This is a genomic window from Deltaproteobacteria bacterium HGW-Deltaproteobacteria-2, from assembly GCA_002840505.1.
Lineage (GTDB): Bacteria > Desulfobacterota > Syntrophia > Syntrophales > Smithellaceae > Smithella.
In genome coordinates this window covers 255,572-274,055 of sequence record PHBC01000001.1, presented here as the reverse complement: position 1 = coordinate 274,055, position 18,484 = coordinate 255,572, and the positions used below count along the sequence as shown (strand labels likewise).

The 18,484-nt window shown below is 45.9% G+C and carries 18 protein-coding genes; 17 read left to right on the top strand and 1 reads right to left on the bottom strand.

The features are described from left to right. Positions 1 to 332: 332 nt before the first annotated feature. The 8 genes from CVU62_01280 to CVU62_01245 all read left to right on the top strand — a co-directional run bounded on the left by CVU62_01280 (position 333) and on the right by CVU62_01245 (position 8,167). A complete protein-coding gene (locus CVU62_01280) occupies positions 333 to 569 on the top strand; it encodes a hypothetical protein (GenBank protein PKN38861.1) in 237 nt (78 codons plus the stop codon). Between the two features lie 402 nt (positions 570 to 971). Further along, positions 972 to 1,259, top strand: a complete 288-nt coding sequence (gene scmD / locus CVU62_01275; protein ID PKN38860.1) for a SynChlorMet cassette protein ScmD — start codon at positions 972 to 974, stop codon at positions 1,257 to 1,259. A 54-nt stretch (positions 1,260 to 1,313) separates the two neighbouring features. Next, the gene (scmE, locus tag CVU62_01270) at positions 1,314 to 2,396 is read left to right on the top strand and encodes a SynChlorMet cassette radical SAM/SPASM protein ScmE (GenBank protein ID PKN39436.1); all 1,083 of its coding nucleotides are present in this window, start codon (positions 1,314 to 1,316) and stop codon (positions 2,394 to 2,396) included. Between the two features lie 14 nt (positions 2,397 to 2,410). Then, positions 2,411 to 3,517, top strand: a complete 1,107-nt coding sequence (gene scmF, locus CVU62_01265) for a SynChlorMet cassette radical SAM/SPASM protein ScmF (GenBank protein PKN39435.1) — start codon at positions 2,411 to 2,413, stop codon at positions 3,515 to 3,517. Between the two features lie 14 nt (positions 3,518 to 3,531). After that, positions 3,532 to 4,176: a hypothetical protein gene (locus CVU62_01260; protein ID PKN38859.1), complete on the top strand. Its 645-nt coding sequence runs from the start codon at positions 3,532 to 3,534 to the stop codon at positions 4,174 to 4,176. 161 nt (positions 4,177 to 4,337) lie between these two features. Beyond that, positions 4,338 to 5,090, top strand: a complete 753-nt coding sequence (gene scmC, locus CVU62_01255) for a SynChlorMet cassette protein ScmC (protein ID PKN38858.1) — start codon at positions 4,338 to 4,340, stop codon at positions 5,088 to 5,090. Position 5,091: 1 nt separating this feature from the next. Next, positions 5,092 to 6,912 carry an ABC transporter ATP-binding protein gene (locus CVU62_01250; protein ID PKN38857.1) on the top strand — a complete coding sequence of 607 codons (1,821 nt, stop codon included), beginning with the start codon at positions 5,092 to 5,094 and terminating at the stop codon, positions 6,910 to 6,912. A 25-nt stretch (positions 6,913 to 6,937) separates the two neighbouring features. Next, a complete protein-coding gene (locus CVU62_01245) occupies positions 6,938 to 8,167 on the top strand; it encodes a hypothetical protein (GenBank protein ID PKN38856.1) in 1,230 nt (409 codons plus the stop codon). Between the two features lie 183 nt (positions 8,168 to 8,350). Here CVU62_01245 and CVU62_01240 read toward each other — a convergent pair whose 3' ends face one another. Then, positions 8,351 to 8,593, bottom strand: a complete 243-nt coding sequence (locus tag CVU62_01240; GenBank protein PKN38855.1) for a hypothetical protein — start codon at positions 8,591 to 8,593, stop codon at positions 8,351 to 8,353. Positions 8,594 to 8,905: 312 nt separating this feature from the next. On the opposite strand from CVU62_01240, the gene CVU62_01235 reads away from it, so the two are divergent. The 9 genes from CVU62_01235 to CVU62_01195 all read left to right on the top strand — a co-directional run bounded on the left by CVU62_01235 (position 8,906) and on the right by CVU62_01195 (position 18,475). Then, positions 8,906 to 9,319 carry a Holliday junction resolvase RuvX gene (locus CVU62_01235; protein PKN38854.1) on the top strand — a complete coding sequence of 138 codons (414 nt, stop codon included), beginning with the start codon at positions 8,906 to 8,908 and terminating at the stop codon, positions 9,317 to 9,319. A gap of 24 nt (positions 9,320 to 9,343) precedes the next feature. Further along, positions 9,344 to 10,444: an endolytic transglycosylase MltG gene (locus tag CVU62_01230; protein ID PKN38853.1), complete on the top strand. Its 1,101-nt coding sequence runs from the start codon at positions 9,344 to 9,346 to the stop codon at positions 10,442 to 10,444. 236 nt (positions 10,445 to 10,680) lie between these two features. Further along, on the top strand, positions 10,681 to 11,127 hold the full coding sequence (gene mraZ / locus CVU62_01225) for a division/cell wall cluster transcriptional repressor MraZ (GenBank protein ID PKN38852.1): 447 nt from the start codon (positions 10,681 to 10,683) through the stop codon (positions 11,125 to 11,127). 3 nt (positions 11,128 to 11,130) lie between these two features. Continuing rightward, positions 11,131 to 12,066 (top strand): 16S rRNA (cytosine(1402)-N(4))-methyltransferase, encoded by a 936-nt coding sequence (locus CVU62_01220; protein PKN38851.1) that lies wholly within the window; start codon positions 11,131 to 11,133, stop codon positions 12,064 to 12,066. Between the two features lies 1 nt (position 12,067). After that, positions 12,068 to 12,415 (top strand): hypothetical protein, encoded by a 348-nt coding sequence (locus tag CVU62_01215; GenBank protein ID PKN38850.1) that lies wholly within the window; start codon positions 12,068 to 12,070, stop codon positions 12,413 to 12,415. A 1-nt stretch (position 12,416) separates the two neighbouring features. After that, a complete protein-coding gene (locus CVU62_01210) occupies positions 12,417 to 14,390 on the top strand; it encodes a penicillin-binding protein (GenBank protein ID PKN38849.1) in 1,974 nt (657 codons plus the stop codon). 7 nt (positions 14,391 to 14,397) lie between these two features. Then, complete coding sequence (locus CVU62_01205; GenBank protein ID PKN38848.1) at positions 14,398 to 15,927, top strand: UDP-N-acetylmuramoyl-L-alanyl-D-glutamate--2,6-diaminopimelate ligase; 1,530 nt, start codon at positions 14,398 to 14,400, stop codon at positions 15,925 to 15,927. A 4-nt stretch (positions 15,928 to 15,931) separates the two neighbouring features. Beyond that, the gene (locus CVU62_01200) at positions 15,932 to 17,377 is read left to right on the top strand and encodes a UDP-N-acetylmuramoyl-tripeptide--D-alanyl-D-alanine ligase (protein ID PKN38847.1); all 1,446 of its coding nucleotides are present in this window, start codon (positions 15,932 to 15,934) and stop codon (positions 17,375 to 17,377) included. A gap of 18 nt (positions 17,378 to 17,395) precedes the next feature. Further along, the gene (locus tag CVU62_01195; GenBank protein ID PKN38846.1) at positions 17,396 to 18,475 is read left to right on the top strand and encodes a phospho-N-acetylmuramoyl-pentapeptide-transferase; all 1,080 of its coding nucleotides are present in this window, start codon (positions 17,396 to 17,398) and stop codon (positions 18,473 to 18,475) included. Positions 18,476 to 18,484: the final 9 nt, after the last annotated feature.

Sequence of the window (18,484 nt, the reverse complement as noted above, 5' to 3'; positions counted from 1 at the left end):
GGAAGAAGGGTTGGAAGAAGGAAGATTAGAGGTCGCTCTTGCGGTGGTAAGGGGTTGGAAGTGTTAACTTAGCAGTAATGTTCAGCGAACAATCCTGATATCCTTTAATATTAATTGCAAAACCTTAGAATAAGAATACAATTAATTAGAAAGATTCTTTAATATCCTCTTTTAAAAAAAACCACGATCATGAAAATTGATTTATATGCCACAGAACTTATGATATATTACAAAAACGCAATTTACAGTATGAATAAACAAAGCAAAAGACGAATCACTGGAACTGAAACATTATCATAAGTAACGATAACATAGGGGAAGGAGATTTTGCTATGTCTAAGAAAGATGAGGGGACAAAGCCTAAGTACGAAGCTCCCATCGTCATACCCTTAGGTGGGCTGGCCAAAGGGGCGGGAGCCTGCACAGCGGGAAGTGGAGATACAGATGCCTGCACGGCTGGTCCTTTAGCACAGACGGCTTGCACGGCCGGCGTTACTAATAATGGGGCGACTTGCTCGGACGGTGGTAGTGCAAGCCCTACCTGCACTGGCGGCACTTCACCTGGTTAACAGATTGCGCGGCTGGGCCAACGTGTTAACGAACGGTTCGCCACCAGCAGTAGCGGAGTGCATTGCCGCTTGCCTGACGCTCTAGTGCAATAAGGGGATCTCACTATGTCGGACAATGAGAAGACGACAAAGCCTAAGTACGAAACGTCGGTCTTCGTCCCCTTGGGGGAGATATCCAAGGGGTCTGGTAGTTGCGCTAATGGGTCAAATCCTGATGATTCTTGCGGTAGCGGGTTCGGCGCAAATACTTCTTGCGGTTCCGGGGTAACTGCCGGAACTACTTGCGGGACCGGGACAACAGGCAACTAGTAATCCTCGGTAAATTAGGAATGACGCAACCCGTCCGGTAATGGGATCTTCGGTTAGGGTAACGTGTGTGATCGAAAGTGGGAGTTACTAACTATGAATCAAACGGATAGACCGATTGCTAATCCCATCGTTGTGCTCAGGGAGGAATTCGACGATTGGGCCATTCTCTTCAATCCCGATACGGCCGATGCTGTGGGAACCAATCCTGTCGGTGTATTGGTCTGGAAACGGATGGACGGCAAGCGAAGCCTTAAGGATATTGTCGCGGAGATCAAAATCAGTTTTGAAGATGTTCCAGAGGCCGCCCTCGAAGAGATTACCACCTTTGTCAGCACACTGGCGGAACAGGGTTTTGTGGGGTTGGAACTGGAGAGCAAATAACGGATGCCTGAGGAACTCAAGATGGACAAGATAGAACCAACGGCATCAAGAGTCATGCGCACTCCCCGCACTCTGGACATTGAAATTACCGCACGCTGCAACCTTCGCTGCCACTACTGCTACTTCTTCAATAACCCGGCGGTAGAATACCGGGATTTAGCTACAGACGAGTGGCTTAAATTCTTCGATGAGCTGGGGTTGCTCGGTGTAATGAATGTAATTCTAGCAGGCGGAGAGCCGTTTATCCGGAAAGACCTGCCCGTACTTCTTGAAAGTATTGTCCGTAATCGAATGCGTTTCTCCCTCCTATCCAACGGTACACTGATTGACGACGAGATGGCGGTTTTTATCGCCCACACCGGTCGTTGCGAGAATGTACAGGTATCAGTGGATGGTTCCTGTGCGGCGGTACATGATTCCTGTCGCGGCAAAGGCTCTTTCGACGATGCGATACGTGGCATTCGCACCCTGCAGCGCCATCGGGTTAATGTGGCAGTGCGTGTCACCATTCATCATCATAATGTTAACGATCTGGAAAATATCGCTCACTTCCTTCTGGAAGAACTGGGCCTGCCTGCTTTTGGCACCAACTCCGCCGAGTACCTGGGCACATGCCGCCTGAATGCGAATGATGTTATGCTGACCATTACAGAGCGACAGTTGGCCATTGCAAAATTGCTGTGCCTGGCGGAGAAATACCCGGACCGCATCTCGGCAAGTGCCGGTCCATTAGCTGAAGGGCTCGTCTGGCGCCAGATGGAGGAGGCACGGGCACAGAATGCTCCAGCATTCCCCAATAGAGGTCGCCTTACTGCGTGCGGCTGTCCAAGCAGTAAGATTGCCGTGCGCGCCGACGGCGTAATTGTTCCATGCTCCATGCTAGCCCACAGCGAACTGGGGCAAATCAACCAGGATTCGTTGGCGGAAATTTGGCAACACAGCCCAACGCTGAACAAACTCCGCAACCGACATACGATCCCGTTGACCTGGTTTGAGTTATGCGCCGGTTGTTCATACGTCCCCTATTGCACGGGTAACTGTCCGGGGCTGGCCTATACCATTACAGGCAAGGTAGACCATCCCAGTCCGGATGCTTGTTTACGACGATTTCTTGAAGAAGGGGGCACAGTTCCATGAGCGGGCCTGGCGGTATGAAAAAACAGAAGAAGGGACAGAATGGAATACCTGCGATCAACACGTTGTATTTCTATTTGACCGAAGGATGTAATCTTGCCTGCCGCCATTGCTGGATGGGTCCCCGGTTCGACGCCACAGGCAACCATTATCCCACCTTGCCAGTGGAGTTGTTCGAGACGGCGATTCGCGAAGCCAAGCCGCTGGGGATGAGCGGCGTCAAACTTACAGGCGGCGAGCCATTGTTGCATCCCCACTTCACGCGTTTGCTGGAGATTGTCCGGCGTGAAGAGTTGAAGCTGACGATCGAGACCAATGGCCTGCTGTGCACACAGGAGATCGCTGCTGAGATCGCTAAATCTCCCGACCGATTCGTATCCGTAAGTATTGACGGAGCGGATGCGGAGACTCACGAATGGGTGCGCGGTGTACCGGGGTCTTTTGAAGCCGCCCAGCAAGCTGTGAGCAACCTTGTAGCCACCGGCACCAGGCCGCAGATCATTTTCACGGTGATGCGCGGTAATGCCGGTCAGGTGGATGCCATCGTGCACATAGCCGAAAAACTGGGAGCGGCCTCGGTTAAGTTCAATGTGGTGCAACCAACAGCGCGAGGCGAAAAGTTGCATAAAGATCAGGAGACCCTGAACATCGCCGACCTCATCGCATTGGGGCGGCATGTGGAACAGGAACTGGCGCCTAAGGCCAAGGTGAAGATTTTCTTTCATTACCCGCATGCTTTTAAAGCTCTCCATAGCATTGCCAGAGGGGATGGGTGCGGTGTTTGCGGGATTTTGGGCATCCTGGGTGTAATCGCCAGCGGACACTATGCCTTGTGCGGCATTGGAGAGCAGGTGCCGGATCTGGTCTTCGGTGAGGTAGGAAAGGACATACTGGAAGTGGTATGGCGAGAAAACGCCATCTTGAAAACACTGCGGGAGGGATTGCCCGAGAGACTGGAAGGGGTATGCAGTCATTGCCTGATGAAGGGGCGCTGCCTGGGCTCGTGCGTTGCTCAGAACTATTACACCACAGGAAGCCTGTGGGCGCCGTTCTGGTTCTGTGCGCAGGCGGAAGAGGCGGGTCTCTTTCCATCCTCACGTTTGGGAGAAAAAGCAGCACGGTAAGGGGATTAGTGAATATGCACCCGAAAGAATTTGAGCCTGCTAAAAAGAATAGACCCGAAAAAATGTTCTTTGCCGCTTATGCCGGTCCCAGCATGAATCCCACTTTACGTGAATCGGAGATGATGGAGATCATGCCTTATGATCGCAGACCCTTACGCGTTGGCGATGTAGTATTTTTCCTGCCGCCGAAAAATGATCAGCCGGTCGTACATCGCATTATCCGTGTGACCCCGGCAGGTATATCCACATTCGGTGACAACAACACTCATGAGGATACCTTTCTCTTACCGTTCGGGAATATTAAAGGTCGGGTGGTGGCCGCGTGGCGTGGTCAGAAGCGGCGGAAGATCGCGGGCGGATTACAAGGCCGGTTGACAAGCCGTTGGCTTCATTGGCGAGGTGTCCTTGACCGTAGCGTGTCTCCTCTGGTGCATTCCCTTTATTACGCCCTGTCTCACCGGGCTGTGATCGCCAGATTATTGCCTGCTCCATTTCGTCCCCGAGTCATCGTTTTCCATGCCCGGGGCCGGGATCAGTTTCATCTTCTGCTGGGACCGCGTATCATTGGGCGATACGATGACCAGAAACATCAATGGTATATCCAACGGCCATTTCGATTGTTTGTGGATGATAGAATCCTCCAAGAGCGGCCCGATTAGAACCTAACCGGACTATTGAGTTTAATTAAGGACAGCAAACATTGAACCATCTACTGAAGCAGCGATTACAGCATAACCTTTTTTGGGCTGATGGAAGCCGTTGGGAAATTGCTGCCGGGGACGAGGAGGCTGTATCCATCGTTTCACAACTGGGATGCGCAATGCAGTTATGTCCTTCTACAGGGGCAATCGAACATCCTCATCACGGCATTGTGCGTCGACTTCTTGTTTCGGTTGACTTGCGCGCATCCGCGGCGGATTGTCATGCTTCGTTACCATTTGATGACGAAGGTTTTGCCGTTTGCGTTCTGCGCCCATGCAATCACAGCGATGGGCTGTATATCCAGCTTATGCAGCTATCGTTAATCATTGCCCGCGAAGCGCAGGCCCGGGGAGGAATCCTCATCCACGGAGCCCTTGCGGAACGAAACGGGACTGGTGTGATCCTGGCTGCGCCGGGCGGGACGGGAAAGACCACAGCGAGCGACAGGCTTCCGGCCCCGTGGCACTCGCTGTGCGATGATACAACATTAGTTGTGCGGGATTCCCAAGGGAACTACCGGGCGCACCCCTGGCCCACCTGGAGCCGTTTTCTGGACGGGGGGCCGGGCGGCACGTGGGACGTGCAAAGCGCTGTTCCTCTCAAGGGTATATTCTTTTTATCCCATGCGGTTGAAGATCGGGTGGCATCCGTAGGCACCGGGCATGCGGTCAGCCTGCTCGTCGAGTGTGTGAAACAGGCCTCCATGTTCATGGCACAGGGTCTGAGTAAAGAAGAAACCCGCGCCCTGCATCTGGAACGGTTCAATAACCTTTGTGCGTTGGCCCGGGTCGTACCCGCACACATACTTCATATCAGTTTAACAGGCGCCTTCTGGCAAGAGATCGAGCAGATGCTTGAGGGAGGCCGCTGATATGCAAGAACAGACTGCCTCGGTAAAACTGAAAATACAGCGCGTATTGCAGCTCAGGCGGGCGTTGAGTTTTGTCTGGCAAAGCGCGAAAGGCTGGACAATAGCAAACGGGGTTCTCCTTGTGGTGCAAGGGGTATTGCCGTTATTGCCGCTTTATCTCATGAAGCTCATGGTAGATGCGGTGACCGCAGGGCTTACAGCTTCTGACAAAGGTATGGCTTTTAGACAGGTGTTATTTCTCATTTGTCTTATGGGTATCGTAACTCTGGTAGGCGTATTGGCCCGCTCGATAGCGGGCCTGGTCAGCGAAGCGCAGTCACTGGCCGTCACAGATCACATGAACAATGTCCTCCATGCCAAGTCCATTGAGGTAGATCTTGAGTATTATGAAAGCGCGCAATATTACGACACGCTCCATCGTGCCCAGCGGGAGGCCCCCTACCGGCCCACCCACCTCGTTAACGGTCTGGTTCAAGTCGCCCAGAACGCGATCTCTCTGCTGGCGATGGCGGGATTACTCTTTTTGTTCCACTGGATCGTCGCAGTCATACTATTCGTTGCCGTTCTTCCCGGTATCGTCGTGCGATTGGGGTATGCCGGCACGATGTATCGCTGGCAACGTGAACAGACATCGACAGAACGGCAGGCGGGCTATCTCAACTGGATGCTCACCGGCGGCAGCCATGCCAAAGAAATCCGCTTATATAATCTCGGTCCCTTGTTGGTGCGCCGTTTTCGCGATCTCCGACGGAAACTTCGTAAAGAGCGTTTGAGAATCACAGGCCGTCGTTCCGTCGCCGAATTGGCGGCGCAGACCTGCGCCACTGCGGCGATCTACGGTTCACTGGCCTTTATCGCGTACCGGACGATGCAGGGGACGAACACATTGGGGGACATGATCATGTACTTCATGGCCTTTCAGCGCGGGCAGGGTTTTCTTCAGGGGATGCTGGGCGGCCTTGCCGGGATCTACGAAGACAACCTGTTCCTTTCCAACATGCATGAATTCCTGGACCTGAAACGGAAGGTTGTCGAACCGGCGCACGCCATTACCGTTCCACGCCCGATGCAAACAGGGATCGTGTTGAACCACGTCAGTTTTCAGTATCCGACGGGCGCACAGAAGGTACTCGAGGACGTGTCTTTGGCGATCCGGCCGGGGGAAGTCATAGCGCTGGTGGGGGAGAATGGCTCAGGAAAGACCACGCTGGTCAAACTGTTGTGCCGATTGTACGATCCGACCGGCGGGACGATCACCCTCGACGGAATGGATCTGCGCCGGTTTGGAACCGCGGCCCTGCGACGTGAATTCTCCGTCCTTTTCCAGGACTACGCGCAGTACCACCTGACAGCTCGCGAGAATATCTGGCTGGGGAATACCGATCTTCCTCCCGACCACGAGCGGGTCATAGCCGTGGCACGAGACTCGGGAGCGGATGACGTTATCCGCGGATTGCCCAAAGGCTACGAAACAATCCTCGGCAAACTGTTTGAGGATGGTGAGGAACTCAGCATCGGCGAGTGGCAGAAGGTTGCGCTGTCCCGGGCATTTCTGCGCGACGCGCAGATCATCATTCTGGACGAACCGACCAGTTCTCTGGACGCCAAAGCGGAGTATACGATTTTTCAGAATTTCCGTAAACTTGCCGCGGATCGGACTGCTATCCTGATCAGTCATCGCTTTTCCACCGTCCGGATGGCTGACCGCATCTATGTACTGAAAGAGGGAAGAATCATCGAAGGAGGCACTCACGAAGAACTGCTTCATTTTGATGGAATGTATGCCCACTTGTTTGAAACTCAGGCCCGGCAGTACCGTTGACGATTTAACGAACCGAGGTAATTAGATGGATCGATCCCGAATCGATGAACTGCTCCTTTCCTTACTCCGGAGGAATCCGGACGGGACAGGAATAACAGGTGAAGCAGAACTATCCAGCGTAGATTGGGACGATCTCCTCTGCAAATCAGCCCAGCACAACGTTACGCCTTTGTTATATCATCGCCTGACCACATTCCATCCGGGCACAGCAATTCCGGCCAATGTGATGGAGAGACTACGGCAGGCCTATCTCCAGAGCTCCGGCAGGAATATGAAATTATACCACGAGTTGGGAAAAATCTTGGGTATCTTGCGTCAGCAATGTATCCCGGTGATCGCGCTCAAGGGAGCGCATCTGGCAATCGTTGTGTATCGGAACATCGCCCTGCGGCCGATGGGCGACATAGACCTTCTGGTGAAACAGACTGATCTGTTGAAGGTGCAGGATATACTGGTCGAACAGGGCTACAGCCCCTCAAAAGAAGAAACAGGTTGTGCACAAGAGCATTTGCCGTCGTACAGGAAAAAAGATTCGATACCCATCGAAATCCATTTCAACATTGTTGCTCCTCCATTTTCTGATCGAGTTGATGTTGAAAAACTGTTTGCCAGAGCACAAACGTGCTTCATAGAGGGGATAGAGGCGTTGTCATTGTGCCACGAAGATTTGCTGCTTCATCTTTGTATGCACGCCGGTGTCCATCACGTATTTGATAACGGGATCATGCCGCTGTTTGATATCTCAATGGCCATTGAGCATTATGAAGGAAAGCTTGATTGGGAGCAGGTCCTGAGCAGGAGCAGGGAATGGGGCGTGAGCAAATGTGTTTACCTGACCCTCTTTTTAGCTAAGAGATTTGCTGGTGCATCTATCCCTGAACGAATAACAAAGGACTTGGATGTATATAATGATAGTTTTCATGCTGCGGCTCGTGCCGAAGAGTTAATATTCAGAAAAGCCGCATCCATATCACCAAATATTGTAAAGCTCTTTAATGATGACCGGCTTCTCAGCAAGTTGATTCATGCCATCAAATGCGCTTTTCCACCCAAAAGAACACTGGTAAATATGCGGACGCAAACCGGAAATCCACTGTCAGTCTATCTTTTATATTTTTTTCGCCTCAAAGGTCTTTTGAAGAGGCACCATCAGACCGTATGGAGGTTATTCCTTCGTGATAAAGAGATGTCAACCTTTGCGATCTTTGCAAATAAAAAAAGTACATTAAAGGATTGGCTCTTACGAAGAAATTAAATTCTGCGCGCAGAGCCGAACGGACATCGACAAAAGCTGATATCGATGACAATTCTGGCGGCGTATTAGGGGACGTACTTCAAAATATCAATCCCCTCATTCGATCAGATATGAATTGTTCTCAACAATCACTTTTCCCCCTTCTGGCGGCGTAAGTAATCGCCGATTGTGTCCGTTTCGCAATTACGCCAACTGGATTTGAGGCGTTCCAAGCTTTTCCGTTGCCCAATAACACAGGGTACTTCTTGCCTTTGTCCTTTTTGCATCTCTTAATGAATCTAATATTTCATCCGGAGTTACTTGAGTGATCTCAGTAACTCGTTTGATTAATGAATCCACATATCCTCTGGCTCTGAGTCGATATCCTTCCTTGAATCTTTCTTCGGCCTTCTCCACAACTTCGCTTACAAAAGTTCCATCACTCAATGTCCGCTTATCCCCTTTCCCCCCCCTCTTTCAAACGATCTGTGTCTACTCCGGTAAGCGCTTTAATTAACGCTGTTTTTCCGTGATCGACGTGACCGGCTGTGCCAAGAACAAAATATTTCATATATTTGCCTGTTTGATTTGATCAATATTTTGTGGAAAATAACAAACTCCTCACTTTTTCACAACATTATAATTTTTTTTATAATTTGCATGAATGAAAACTTGTATTAAACCGCGAAAACAACCGATGATTTAATGATTGAAAATATTGGTTAAAATTGTTAGAAACCATACGTCAAGAGGTTATGTTTGCGTATACTTGGTTTAGATTACGGTGAAAAAAGAATTGGGGCTGCCATCTGCGATGAGCTTGGAATGACAGCGCAAGGATTGCCCACAATCATCAGAAAAAGCAAGAAACATGATTGGGATATCCTGGATAATCTGATCAAGAGCTACAATGTTGAAAAGATTGTAATAGGTTATCCTGTTCGACTTGATGGTTCAGAGGGCATACAATGTGAAAAGGTGAATCGTTTCTCGATTCAGCTTGTTAAGACTTTTTCTCTGCCTGTTATTAAGTGGCCGGAAACACTCTCTACCAAAGAAGCTGAAGAAATACTAATCAAATCCGGTATGCATTGGAAAAAGAGAAAAGATAAGATTGATAAACTGGCCGCCTGCGTTATTCTTCAAGGTTATCTGGATTCTATCGCTAAATAATTTCAATTTAATTCCTCAAAAAATATGAATAAATCTGATAAAAAAAATAGAATAGAGAAAAATTCATGGATAAGGCGGATTCTCTTGTTCAGTTTTTTTAAGAAGTCCTCTTTTATCGGCAGAACAGTTCGCCGCGTTATTTTATATTTTATTGCTGTTATTCTTGTCTTTTGCGTTTTGCTATTAAATTATTCAATTAGTTCCATTGATAAAAGAAATGTGAATGTACTGGTTGATATCCCCACAGGTTCCAGCTTTTTAGAGGTTACGGAAATACTCAATCGGGCTGGATTGATTAAATACCGTATTTTCTTTTACAGCTTGACTGTAATAAAAAACGCCAGACGCCATATTCGTGCAGGCGAATATGAATTTAACACGTCCCTAACTCCCAATGCCATCATTGAAAAACTTATTCGCGGTGATATTAAAAAATATAAAGTGACAATTCCGGAAGACTTTTCGCTGAAAGAAATTATTGATCGCTTGAAAGAGTACAAACTAATTGACGAAGATAATTTTTTAGAACTGGCTGGCGATGAAGATTTTTTAGGATCTTTAAATATTCAGGCGGATTCCATAGAGGGTTACCTTTTTCCGGACACTTACTTTTTTGACCGCTCGATGAGTACTCGCCAAATTATGAAAATAATGGTTAGTCAGTTTTGGAAAAAAATTACACCGGGAATGATTAAAAGAGCAGGAGAGATGAAATTAGACATTCATAAACTTGTTACTTTTGCCTCTATTATCGGTAAAGAATCAGGTGACGATGCGGAAAAGCCCATGATTTCAGCAGTATTTCATAACAGGCTCAGAAAGAGAATGCGCTTACAAAGTGATCCCACAGCCGTTTATGATTTGGATAGTTTTGAAGGCAAGGTCCTGCGCAGTCATTTGAGAAGAAAATCTCCTTATAATACTTATGTTATAAAAGGCTTGCCACCGGGTCCCATTGCCAATCCGGGTGTGGCTTCTTTAAAAGCTGTGCTTTATCCAGCTCCGGTAAAGTATCTTTATTTTGTTTCCAAAAAAGACGGTTCACACTTTTTTTCAGCTTCACTGGTTGAGCACAAACGTGCCATAAATCGTTATCGATACATTAATAATGAATCAATACAGTAACTTAAAGTGCAAGAACCTCAATGAAAAATAGCGAAAAAAGTCTTTATTTTTTTAATAAAAAATTTTATTTCCGCTGTTTTTTTCAATTCAAAAAAAGATCGCCTGTTTTTTCCGTATTTCCTCAGTGATTTTAAGTTACTTAACCCTAAAAAAATTAAATTTTTTGCTTGACAAAGACAATTGTGGTCTTTATAGTTGGCTCAGTGGAGTAAAGTGGCTTATCGTGGAGGGAAGTGATGTCTGTTTTTAGAGGACAATATCATCATACAATCGATGAAAAGGGGAGAATAATTTTCCCGTCCAAGTTCCGTGAAATTTTTGCGGATGAGTACGACAATCGGATTGTAATTACCAACTGGGACCAGTACTTGATGGTTTTTCCTTACGATGAGTGGTTGATAATTGAAGAAAAAGTAGCCCATCAATCCAAGTTGCGCAAAGAAGTGCGTTCATTTCAGCGCTTCTTTATGTCCGGAGCGGTTGATTGCAGTATTGACGGACAAGGGCGTGTGCTTATCCCGCCGACTTTACGCGAATATGCCCAATTGGAAAAAGATATTGTTCTGGCCGGTATGCTGAAAAATATTGAAATCTGGTCGAAAGATCGTTTCGAAGAAAGAATGAAACAGGCCGCCGGTGAAATTGACAAATGCGCCGACTTCATAGCTGATCTGGGAATTTAAACCATGATTACCGACTTCTATCACGAGCCGGTAATGGTTAAAGAAGTTATTGAATCGCTTTTAGTCAGTAGAACGGGAGTTTACGTGGATTGCACTGTGGGAGGTGCAGGTCACGCTTACGCGATACTTAAAGAAACTGACGCGCTGCTGGTGGGAATTGATTGCGATGATGATGCTCTGCAGTTCGCGGAAAAAAGACTGGCCCAGTTCGGTTCACGCAAGATTTTGATCAAGGCTAACTTTGCTGATTTAGACAATATACTAAAAAGTTTAAATATAGAAAAAGTTGATGGCGTTCTTCTGGATTTAGGAGTTTCTTCCCATCAACTGGAAACAGACCACAGAGGTTTTAGTTTTAATAAACAGGCGCTGCTCGATATGCGTATGGATCGCAGTTTGAAACTTAGCGCTTACGATATTGTCAACAGCTTCGCGCAAAACGAACTGGAAAACATCATCAGGTTTTACGGAGAAGAAAAAATGGCAACAAGAATAGCCAGGACAATATCAAAGAAAAGACAACTCGCACCCATTGAAACAACTGCGGAACTGGCGGCAATTGTTGCTTCCTGCATGCCAGCCAAATTAAAATGGCAGAGAATTCATCCCGCCACAAGAACCTTTCAGGCTATCAGAATCGCCGTCAACAACGAGTTGGATAATATAAAACCGGCAATTAACGCTGCGGCTGATGCGCTGAAAACAGGTGGTCGCCTTTGCGTAATTTCTTTTCATTCGCTGGAAGATCGCATTGTAAAAAATGAATTTCGCGCTTTAACCGGAGTTTGTGTCTGCCCGAAGGACATACCGTTTTGCGTTTGTCAAAAAGAAGCAAAACTGGAAATAATGACTAGAAAAGCGCTGATTCCTGCGGCAGAAGAAATCGAAGCTAATCCACGCGCTCGCAGTGCTAAGTTGCGTGTAGCCCGGAGAGTTTAAAATGGCACAATCTGCAGAATCTGTCGGAACAAGAGTTGTCCCCCGTTTTCAGGAGGCGAAGGAAGGTTCTTTCGGAATCAAGTATTCGACATTTATTATTTTTGCCATAGTGTTCATGTTTGTTGCTTTGATCTATGTCGGTTCTCATATTCGCATGACTGAATTGGAATATAATATCGCTACGGAGCTAAGCATCAAAGAGCAGAAGTTGGAGGAACAAAAAAAATTAAAATTGGAATATGCAATGCTCAAATCACCGCAGAGGATTGAAAGCATTGTAATGAACAAATTGCAAATGTCGTATCCTGATAACAGTCAGATAATTGTTTTAAAGAAATCGGGAGAATGATATGGCTGCCGAATCAAAAAAATGGCTGAAAATAAGAATAGTCATTATTCTCTCGGTTTTCTTAGTGTTCTTTGTTGCTTTGATATCACGCGCTTTCCAATTACAGGTTTTATCCGGTCAGAAACTAAAATCATTGGCACACAGGCAGCATACCACTGTTCTGCAATTGCAGCCGGAAAGAGGTGTAATTTTCGATCGTAACGGGGAAAAGCTGGCCATATCCATAATGGCCAATTCCGTTTGTGCCGATCCTTCCAAAATTGCGGATCCCGCTAAGGTTTCCGGGCAAGTTGCTGAGATTCTTAATCTGGACAATCAAACAGTTTTTAAAAAGATATCGTCACCCAAAAACTTTTGCTGGCTGGCCAGAAGAATTTCTCCGCAACAAGCTGCTTTGGTGGAAAATGCGGACATCGAAGGCATTTTCTTAGTTAAAGAGCCTAAACGCTTTTACCCTAATGGCGAACTGGCTGCGCATTTGCTGGGATTTGTCGGCTTGGATGCCAGCGGCTTGGAAGGATTGGAAAAAAAATATGATGAATCTTTGAAAGGAAAGCCGGAGAAGCTGGCCTGGGCCAGAGATGCCAAGGGGAAAAAATTGTTTTTGCGCGTGGAAAAGAGTGAAACAAAAAAAGACGAAAATGAAAACCTGGTATTAACCATAGATAATCGGATTCAATATCTTGTGGAAACCCACTTAAAAGAAGCTGTTCTGGATAAGGGCGCAAAGGGAGGCGTAGCCATTGTCATGGATCCCAAGACGGGAGAAATTTTAGCGCTTGCCAACCAGGTAGGATTCAATCCCAATAACATCGAGGGACTTACACCGGAAAAATGGCGTAACCGCGCCATTGCCGATAATTTTGATCCGGGATCAACATTCAAGCCTTTTTTAGTGGCTGCTGCGCTGGAAGAAAAGATCATTAAGGAATCAGATAAGTTTTTCTGTGAAAATGGAAATTATAAAGTGGCAAATCGTGTTATTCATGAAGCACAAAGAAAACGCCACGGATATTTGGGAGTTCCTGATATATTAAAATATTCCAGTAATATCGGTGCTGCAAAAATAGCTCAAAAGATGGGAAGAGAAAAATTCTATGACTATATTCAAAAATTTGGTTTTGGGGAAAGGACTGGTATAGATCTGCCCGGCGAGACCGCGGGGTTGGTCAGGCCGGTGAAAAACTGGGTGCCGGTTGATACGGCTATGATTGCTTTCGGTCAGGGCATTTCAGTTACGGCGATTCAATTAATCGCCGCTGTGTCTGCCATAGCGAACGACGGAGTCTTAATGAAACCTTATATCGTGCGCGGTATTGCCGATAAAAATAATCGTCTCGTTAAATTATATGCGCCAACAGTAGTACGTAAAGTTATTTCTCCGGGTGTGGCCAAACGTCTTACCACTATGCTTACGGAGGTTGTAGGTGCTCCCGACGGAACAGGTAAAAAAGCGAGCATTGTTAATGTCGCCGTTGCCGGTAAAACAGGAACTTCACAAAAGTTCGATTTTAAACGCGGTGTATATTCATCGGAGAGGGTGCGTACATCCTTCATGGGCTTCTTTCCTGCCGATAATCCGCAAGTCGCTATTCTGGTAATGCTTGATGAACCGCAAAGAGATAAGTGGGGTGGAGTAGCCGCCGCTCCGGTTTTTAAAAACATCGGTGATCAGATACTCAATTGTTTCAAGACAAATATCAGGGAGACCCCTATTTTTGAAAAAGATCCCAATAAAGTGGAGCTGGTCTCGACGCAGCAAACTCTAACTCAGCAGAATGTTGTTAGCAGTGATGAATCAACCATGCCTAATTTTGCGGGTTTGACGATCAGAGAAGCGATGAAAAAAGCAAAGGCCGAATCAATAGAGCTTAAAGTATCCGGTAATGGCTGGGCCGTGCGTCAATATCCACAAGCCCACACTCCGTTTGGGGAAGAACGAGTGTGTAATGTTGTTTTTGAGTTGCACAATTGAGGTTTAAATGAATCTGCGTCGTTTAATTGAAGGATTAGACATAATCAATATTTCCGGAGACTCTCATCAGGATATCTCTTCTGTCTGTTATTCTGCGGATAAATGCGAAGCAGGCTCGCTGTTTGTTGCTGTTGCCGGTTTAAAACATGACGGGCATGATTTTATTATGGACGCGATAGCTCGTGGAGCGCGGGCCATTGTTCATGAAAAAGATTTCAATGTTCCTTCTGCCGTGACAGCAGTTAGGGTGGTCGACAGCCGGCGTTCTTTAAGTGTTTTAGCCAAAAATTATTTTGGTAATCCTTCTGCCGAGTTGGTGCTTATTGCTGTTATGGGGACAAACGGTAAAACAACAATATCTTATCTTCTGGAATCTATACTTAAAGCGGCAGGTTTTAATTGCGGAGTTTTGGGCACGGTTAATTACCGTTACAATGATAAGATTTATCCGGCACCTAATACTACTCCCGAATCTTATGATTTGCAGAAAATCTTACGCGCGATGGCTGATGATCATGTCACTCATGCTGTTGCCGAAGTTTCATCTCATGCTGTTGATTTAAAGAGGGTTGATGACTGTGATTTTGATTTAGGTGTTTTTACTAATCTTACCCGTGATCATCTCGATTATCACTTGACGATGGAAAATTATTTTCAGGCTAAGAAACGATTTTTTGCTGAAGTATTGCCTCAAAGCAAAAAGGTTCACCCGCAAAAAATGATTATTAATGCCGATGATCGGTGGGGGCAAAGAATCCTAAAAGAGGTTAATTTGCCGGTCGTAACTTACGGCATGGAAAATGAAAGCTTAATCCGAGCTGCAAGCTATGAATTAGCATTATCCGGAATAAAAGCACGGGTTAGTTTAGGCGAGGAGACTTTTTCTATAGAATCATCGCTTATAGGTAAATTTAATCTTTATAATATTCTGGCTGCTGCCGGTGCTGCTTCTGTCTTAAAAATTTCTCCTTCAACAATTAAAAAGGGAATAGAAAATTTATTTTGTGTCCCCGGTCGCCTGGAGAAAGTTGATTCATCATCGGGACTTAATATTTTTGTCGATTATGCTCATACGGATGATGCTTTGAGGCGTGTACTGCAAAATTTAACAGAGCTGAAGAAGAAACGCATTATCACGGTTTTCGGCTGCGGCGGGAATAGAGATCACGGCAAGAGACCACTTATGGGTGAAGCGGCCACAACATACAGTGATCTGACTATTGTGACATCAGATAATCCCCGTCTGGAAGATCCGTTGTCTATTATTGCTGAGATAGAAACTGGAATTGATCAAAGCAGGATACAGAAAATATTGCCCGGCAATTTACAATCGGAGAATGTTGCTCATCGCTACACAGTAATACCCGATCGGAGAAAGGCCATTGAAACCGCAATAAGTGCAGCACAAGAAGAAGATATTATTCTAATTGCAGGAAAAGGTCATGAGGATTATCAGATTTTGGGAACAGATAAAGTGCCGTTTGATGATCGTATTGTTGTAAAACAAATTTTGGAATCAGGAAGCTGCTTAAGTTAAATTGATGAATTATGAGTCGCCGAAATTTTTGCTAGATGATGTATTGAAGGCAACCACCGGAAATTTAGTTACCGGGGCTTCGGAAAAAACGTTTTATGGAATTTCCACTGATTCTCGTCTGGTAAAAAAGGGGAATCTTTTTATCGCATTGAAAGGTGAAAAGTTTGATGGACATGATTTCGTAAATCAAGCACTGCAGCTGGGAGCTGCCGGAATTATAGTTCATGATGCAAAAGTTAGTAAAGATCTGACAGATAAGAATGTCACTGTGATTAAAGTTGTAGATACGTTGATTGCGTTGGGCGATCTTGCCCATGAATGGAGGAAACGGTTTTCCATTGCTGTAATTGGATTAACAGGATCTTCCGGGAAAACAACAACTAAGGAAATGATAGCGGCAATTATCGGCCGGAAGAAAAATATTTTAAAAACTGACGGAAATTTAAACAATTTGATCGGATTGCCTCAGACGATATTTCGCCTTACCACCGAACATGAGTTGGCTATTTTGGAAATGGGCACAAATACACGGGGGGAAATAAAAAGACTTACTCAAATTGCCTTGCCGGATATAGGTTTGATTACTAACATCGGTCCGGCGCATCTGGCCGGATTTGGTTCCATAGATGTTGTCAGGGAGGAAAAGGGAGATTTATTTCTTAATATGTCACCTTCGGGGACGATCATAGTTAACATTGACGATAAAGCAGTTGCCCTTTGCGCTGAGCGATGGACCGGTCGGAAAATTACTTTCAGTATGAGTCCTAATGCCGATGTTACTGTTAAAGATATAAAAATGAACGGCATCAAGGGAATGAGTTTTAATCTGATTGTCGATGAGAACACACAAAAAGTAGAAATGAAAATTGTTGGTCTGCATCATGTTAATAATGCCATGGCGGCGGCCGCTGCGGCTTTTGCTGTTGGTACAGACATCAAGACGATAGCGGAAGGCCTGGCGGAATTCCGTCCATTCAGCGGACGAATGGAAATGGTTAAACTGCGCAACGGGTCTTTTCTTTTGGATGATTCGTACAATGCCAATCCTGCTTCAGTACGCGAAGCGCTGATGACACTGAAAGATTTAAAAGTTCATCATAATGGTTTTGTTTTTTTAGGCGACATGCTGGAGTTGGGGACGGAATCAGAAGAAATGCATCGTAAAATAGGGATGCTGATAGCGACGATAGGAATCAACACTCTTTTTCTTCAAGGCAATTTTTCCAGGGTGACAGCCGCTGGAGCGATGGAAGGAGGGCTGTCGCCGGAAAACATTTTTTTCCTTTCTAATGAAAATAACGGGATTAATTATTTAAAGGAAAATTTAAAAAAAGGTGACTGGATTCTGGTGAAAGGTTCGCGCGGGATGAAGATGGATAAAATTGTGGTTCAAATATGCGAGAATTTCGGCAGCGATAATATAAACGGGCATAATAAAACTATTCATTAATCGGGAGTGAATTAAAAAGTGATTTATCATTTATTATATCCGTTACACACAACGATTTCGTTCTTTAACGTATTTCGTTATATAACTTTCCGAACGATTTTTGCGGCGATAACCGCGCTTTTAATTTGTCTGATCGTTGGTCCTTGGATGATTCGGAAGCTCCAGGACATGCAAATCGGCCAGCAGATCAGAGAAGACGGGCCGCAAAGTCATTTGACCAAAAAAGGCACTCCTACGATGGGAGGAGTTTTAATTATCCTTGCTGTGGTAATTTCCACTCTGCTTTGGACCAATCTTTCCATTAATTACATCTGGCTGATATTGCTGGTGACAGTGGGTTATGGCTTAATTGGATTTATTGATGATTACAGCAAACTTGCCGGTAAAAGTTCTAAAGGTGTCTCCGGTAAAAAAAGGCTGGTTGCGGAAATTATAATTGCCCTGTTCGTCAGCATAGTTCTTTATTTAAAACCAGGCTTCAATTCGCAGGTAACGATTCCTTTTTTTAAAACGATATTGCCTAACCTTGGCTGGGGCTATGTACTGCTTTCCACATTTATCATCGTCGGCGCGGCCAATGCCGTAAATTTAACAGACGGCTTGGATGGCTTGGCTATTGGTCCTGCAATAATCTGTTTTGCCACTTATATACTTTTTGCTTACTTTGCCGGAAACGTTAAAGTCGCTTCTTATCTGCGGGTTACTCACATTTCCGGTGCCGGTGAATTGGCGGTCTTCTGCGGAGCCCTGGTGGGGGCAGGCCTCGGCTTTCTCTGGTTTAATGCTTATCCTGCGGAAATTTTTATGGGAGATGTCGGTTCACTTTCTCTTGGCGGAGCGTTGGGAACTCTTGCGATAATAACCAAGCAGGAAATATTGCTGGCTATTGTCGGCGGCATATTTGTAGTGGAAACATTTTCAGTAATTTTTCAGGTTGGTTACTTCAAAATGACCGGAGGAAAACGCATTCTTCGGATGGCACCCCTGCATCATCATTTCGAATTGAAAGGATGGGCGGAACCGAAAGTAATTGTACGTTTTTGGATTATTTCTATTTTGTTGGCGTTAATGGCGATAAGCACATTGAAATTACGCTAGAGGAATAGG

Coding starts and splice junctions, on each gene's coding strand:
- CVU62_01280 (PKN38861.1), top strand. CDS start 333: ATGTCTAAGAAAGATGAGGGGACAAAGCCTAAGTACGAAGCTCCCATC.
- scmD (PKN38860.1), top strand. CDS start 972: ATGAATCAAACGGATAGACCGATTGCTAATCCCATCGTTGTGCTCAGG.
- scmE (PKN39436.1), top strand. CDS start 1,314: ATGCGCACTCCCCGCACTCTGGACATTGAAATTACCGCACGCTGCAAC.
- scmF (PKN39435.1), top strand. CDS start 2,411: ATGAAAAAACAGAAGAAGGGACAGAATGGAATACCTGCGATCAACACG.
- CVU62_01260 (PKN38859.1), top strand. CDS start 3,532: ATGCACCCGAAAGAATTTGAGCCTGCTAAAAAGAATAGACCCGAAAAA.
- scmC (PKN38858.1), top strand. CDS start 4,338: ATGCAGTTATGTCCTTCTACAGGGGCAATCGAACATCCTCATCACGGC.
- CVU62_01250 (PKN38857.1), top strand. CDS start 5,092: ATGCAAGAACAGACTGCCTCGGTAAAACTGAAAATACAGCGCGTATTG.
- CVU62_01245 (PKN38856.1), top strand. CDS start 6,938: ATGGATCGATCCCGAATCGATGAACTGCTCCTTTCCTTACTCCGGAGG.
- CVU62_01230 (PKN38853.1), top strand. CDS start 9,344: ATGAATAAATCTGATAAAAAAAATAGAATAGAGAAAAATTCATGGATA.
- mraZ (PKN38852.1), top strand. CDS start 10,681: ATGTCTGTTTTTAGAGGACAATATCATCATACAATCGATGAAAAGGGG.
- CVU62_01220 (PKN38851.1), top strand. CDS start 11,131: ATGATTACCGACTTCTATCACGAGCCGGTAATGGTTAAAGAAGTTATT.
- CVU62_01215 (PKN38850.1), top strand. CDS start 12,068: ATGGCACAATCTGCAGAATCTGTCGGAACAAGAGTTGTCCCCCGTTTT.
- CVU62_01210 (PKN38849.1), top strand. CDS start 12,417: ATGGCTGCCGAATCAAAAAAATGGCTGAAAATAAGAATAGTCATTATT.
- CVU62_01205 (PKN38848.1), top strand. CDS start 14,398: ATGAATCTGCGTCGTTTAATTGAAGGATTAGACATAATCAATATTTCC.
- CVU62_01200 (PKN38847.1), top strand. CDS start 15,932: ATGAATTATGAGTCGCCGAAATTTTTGCTAGATGATGTATTGAAGGCA.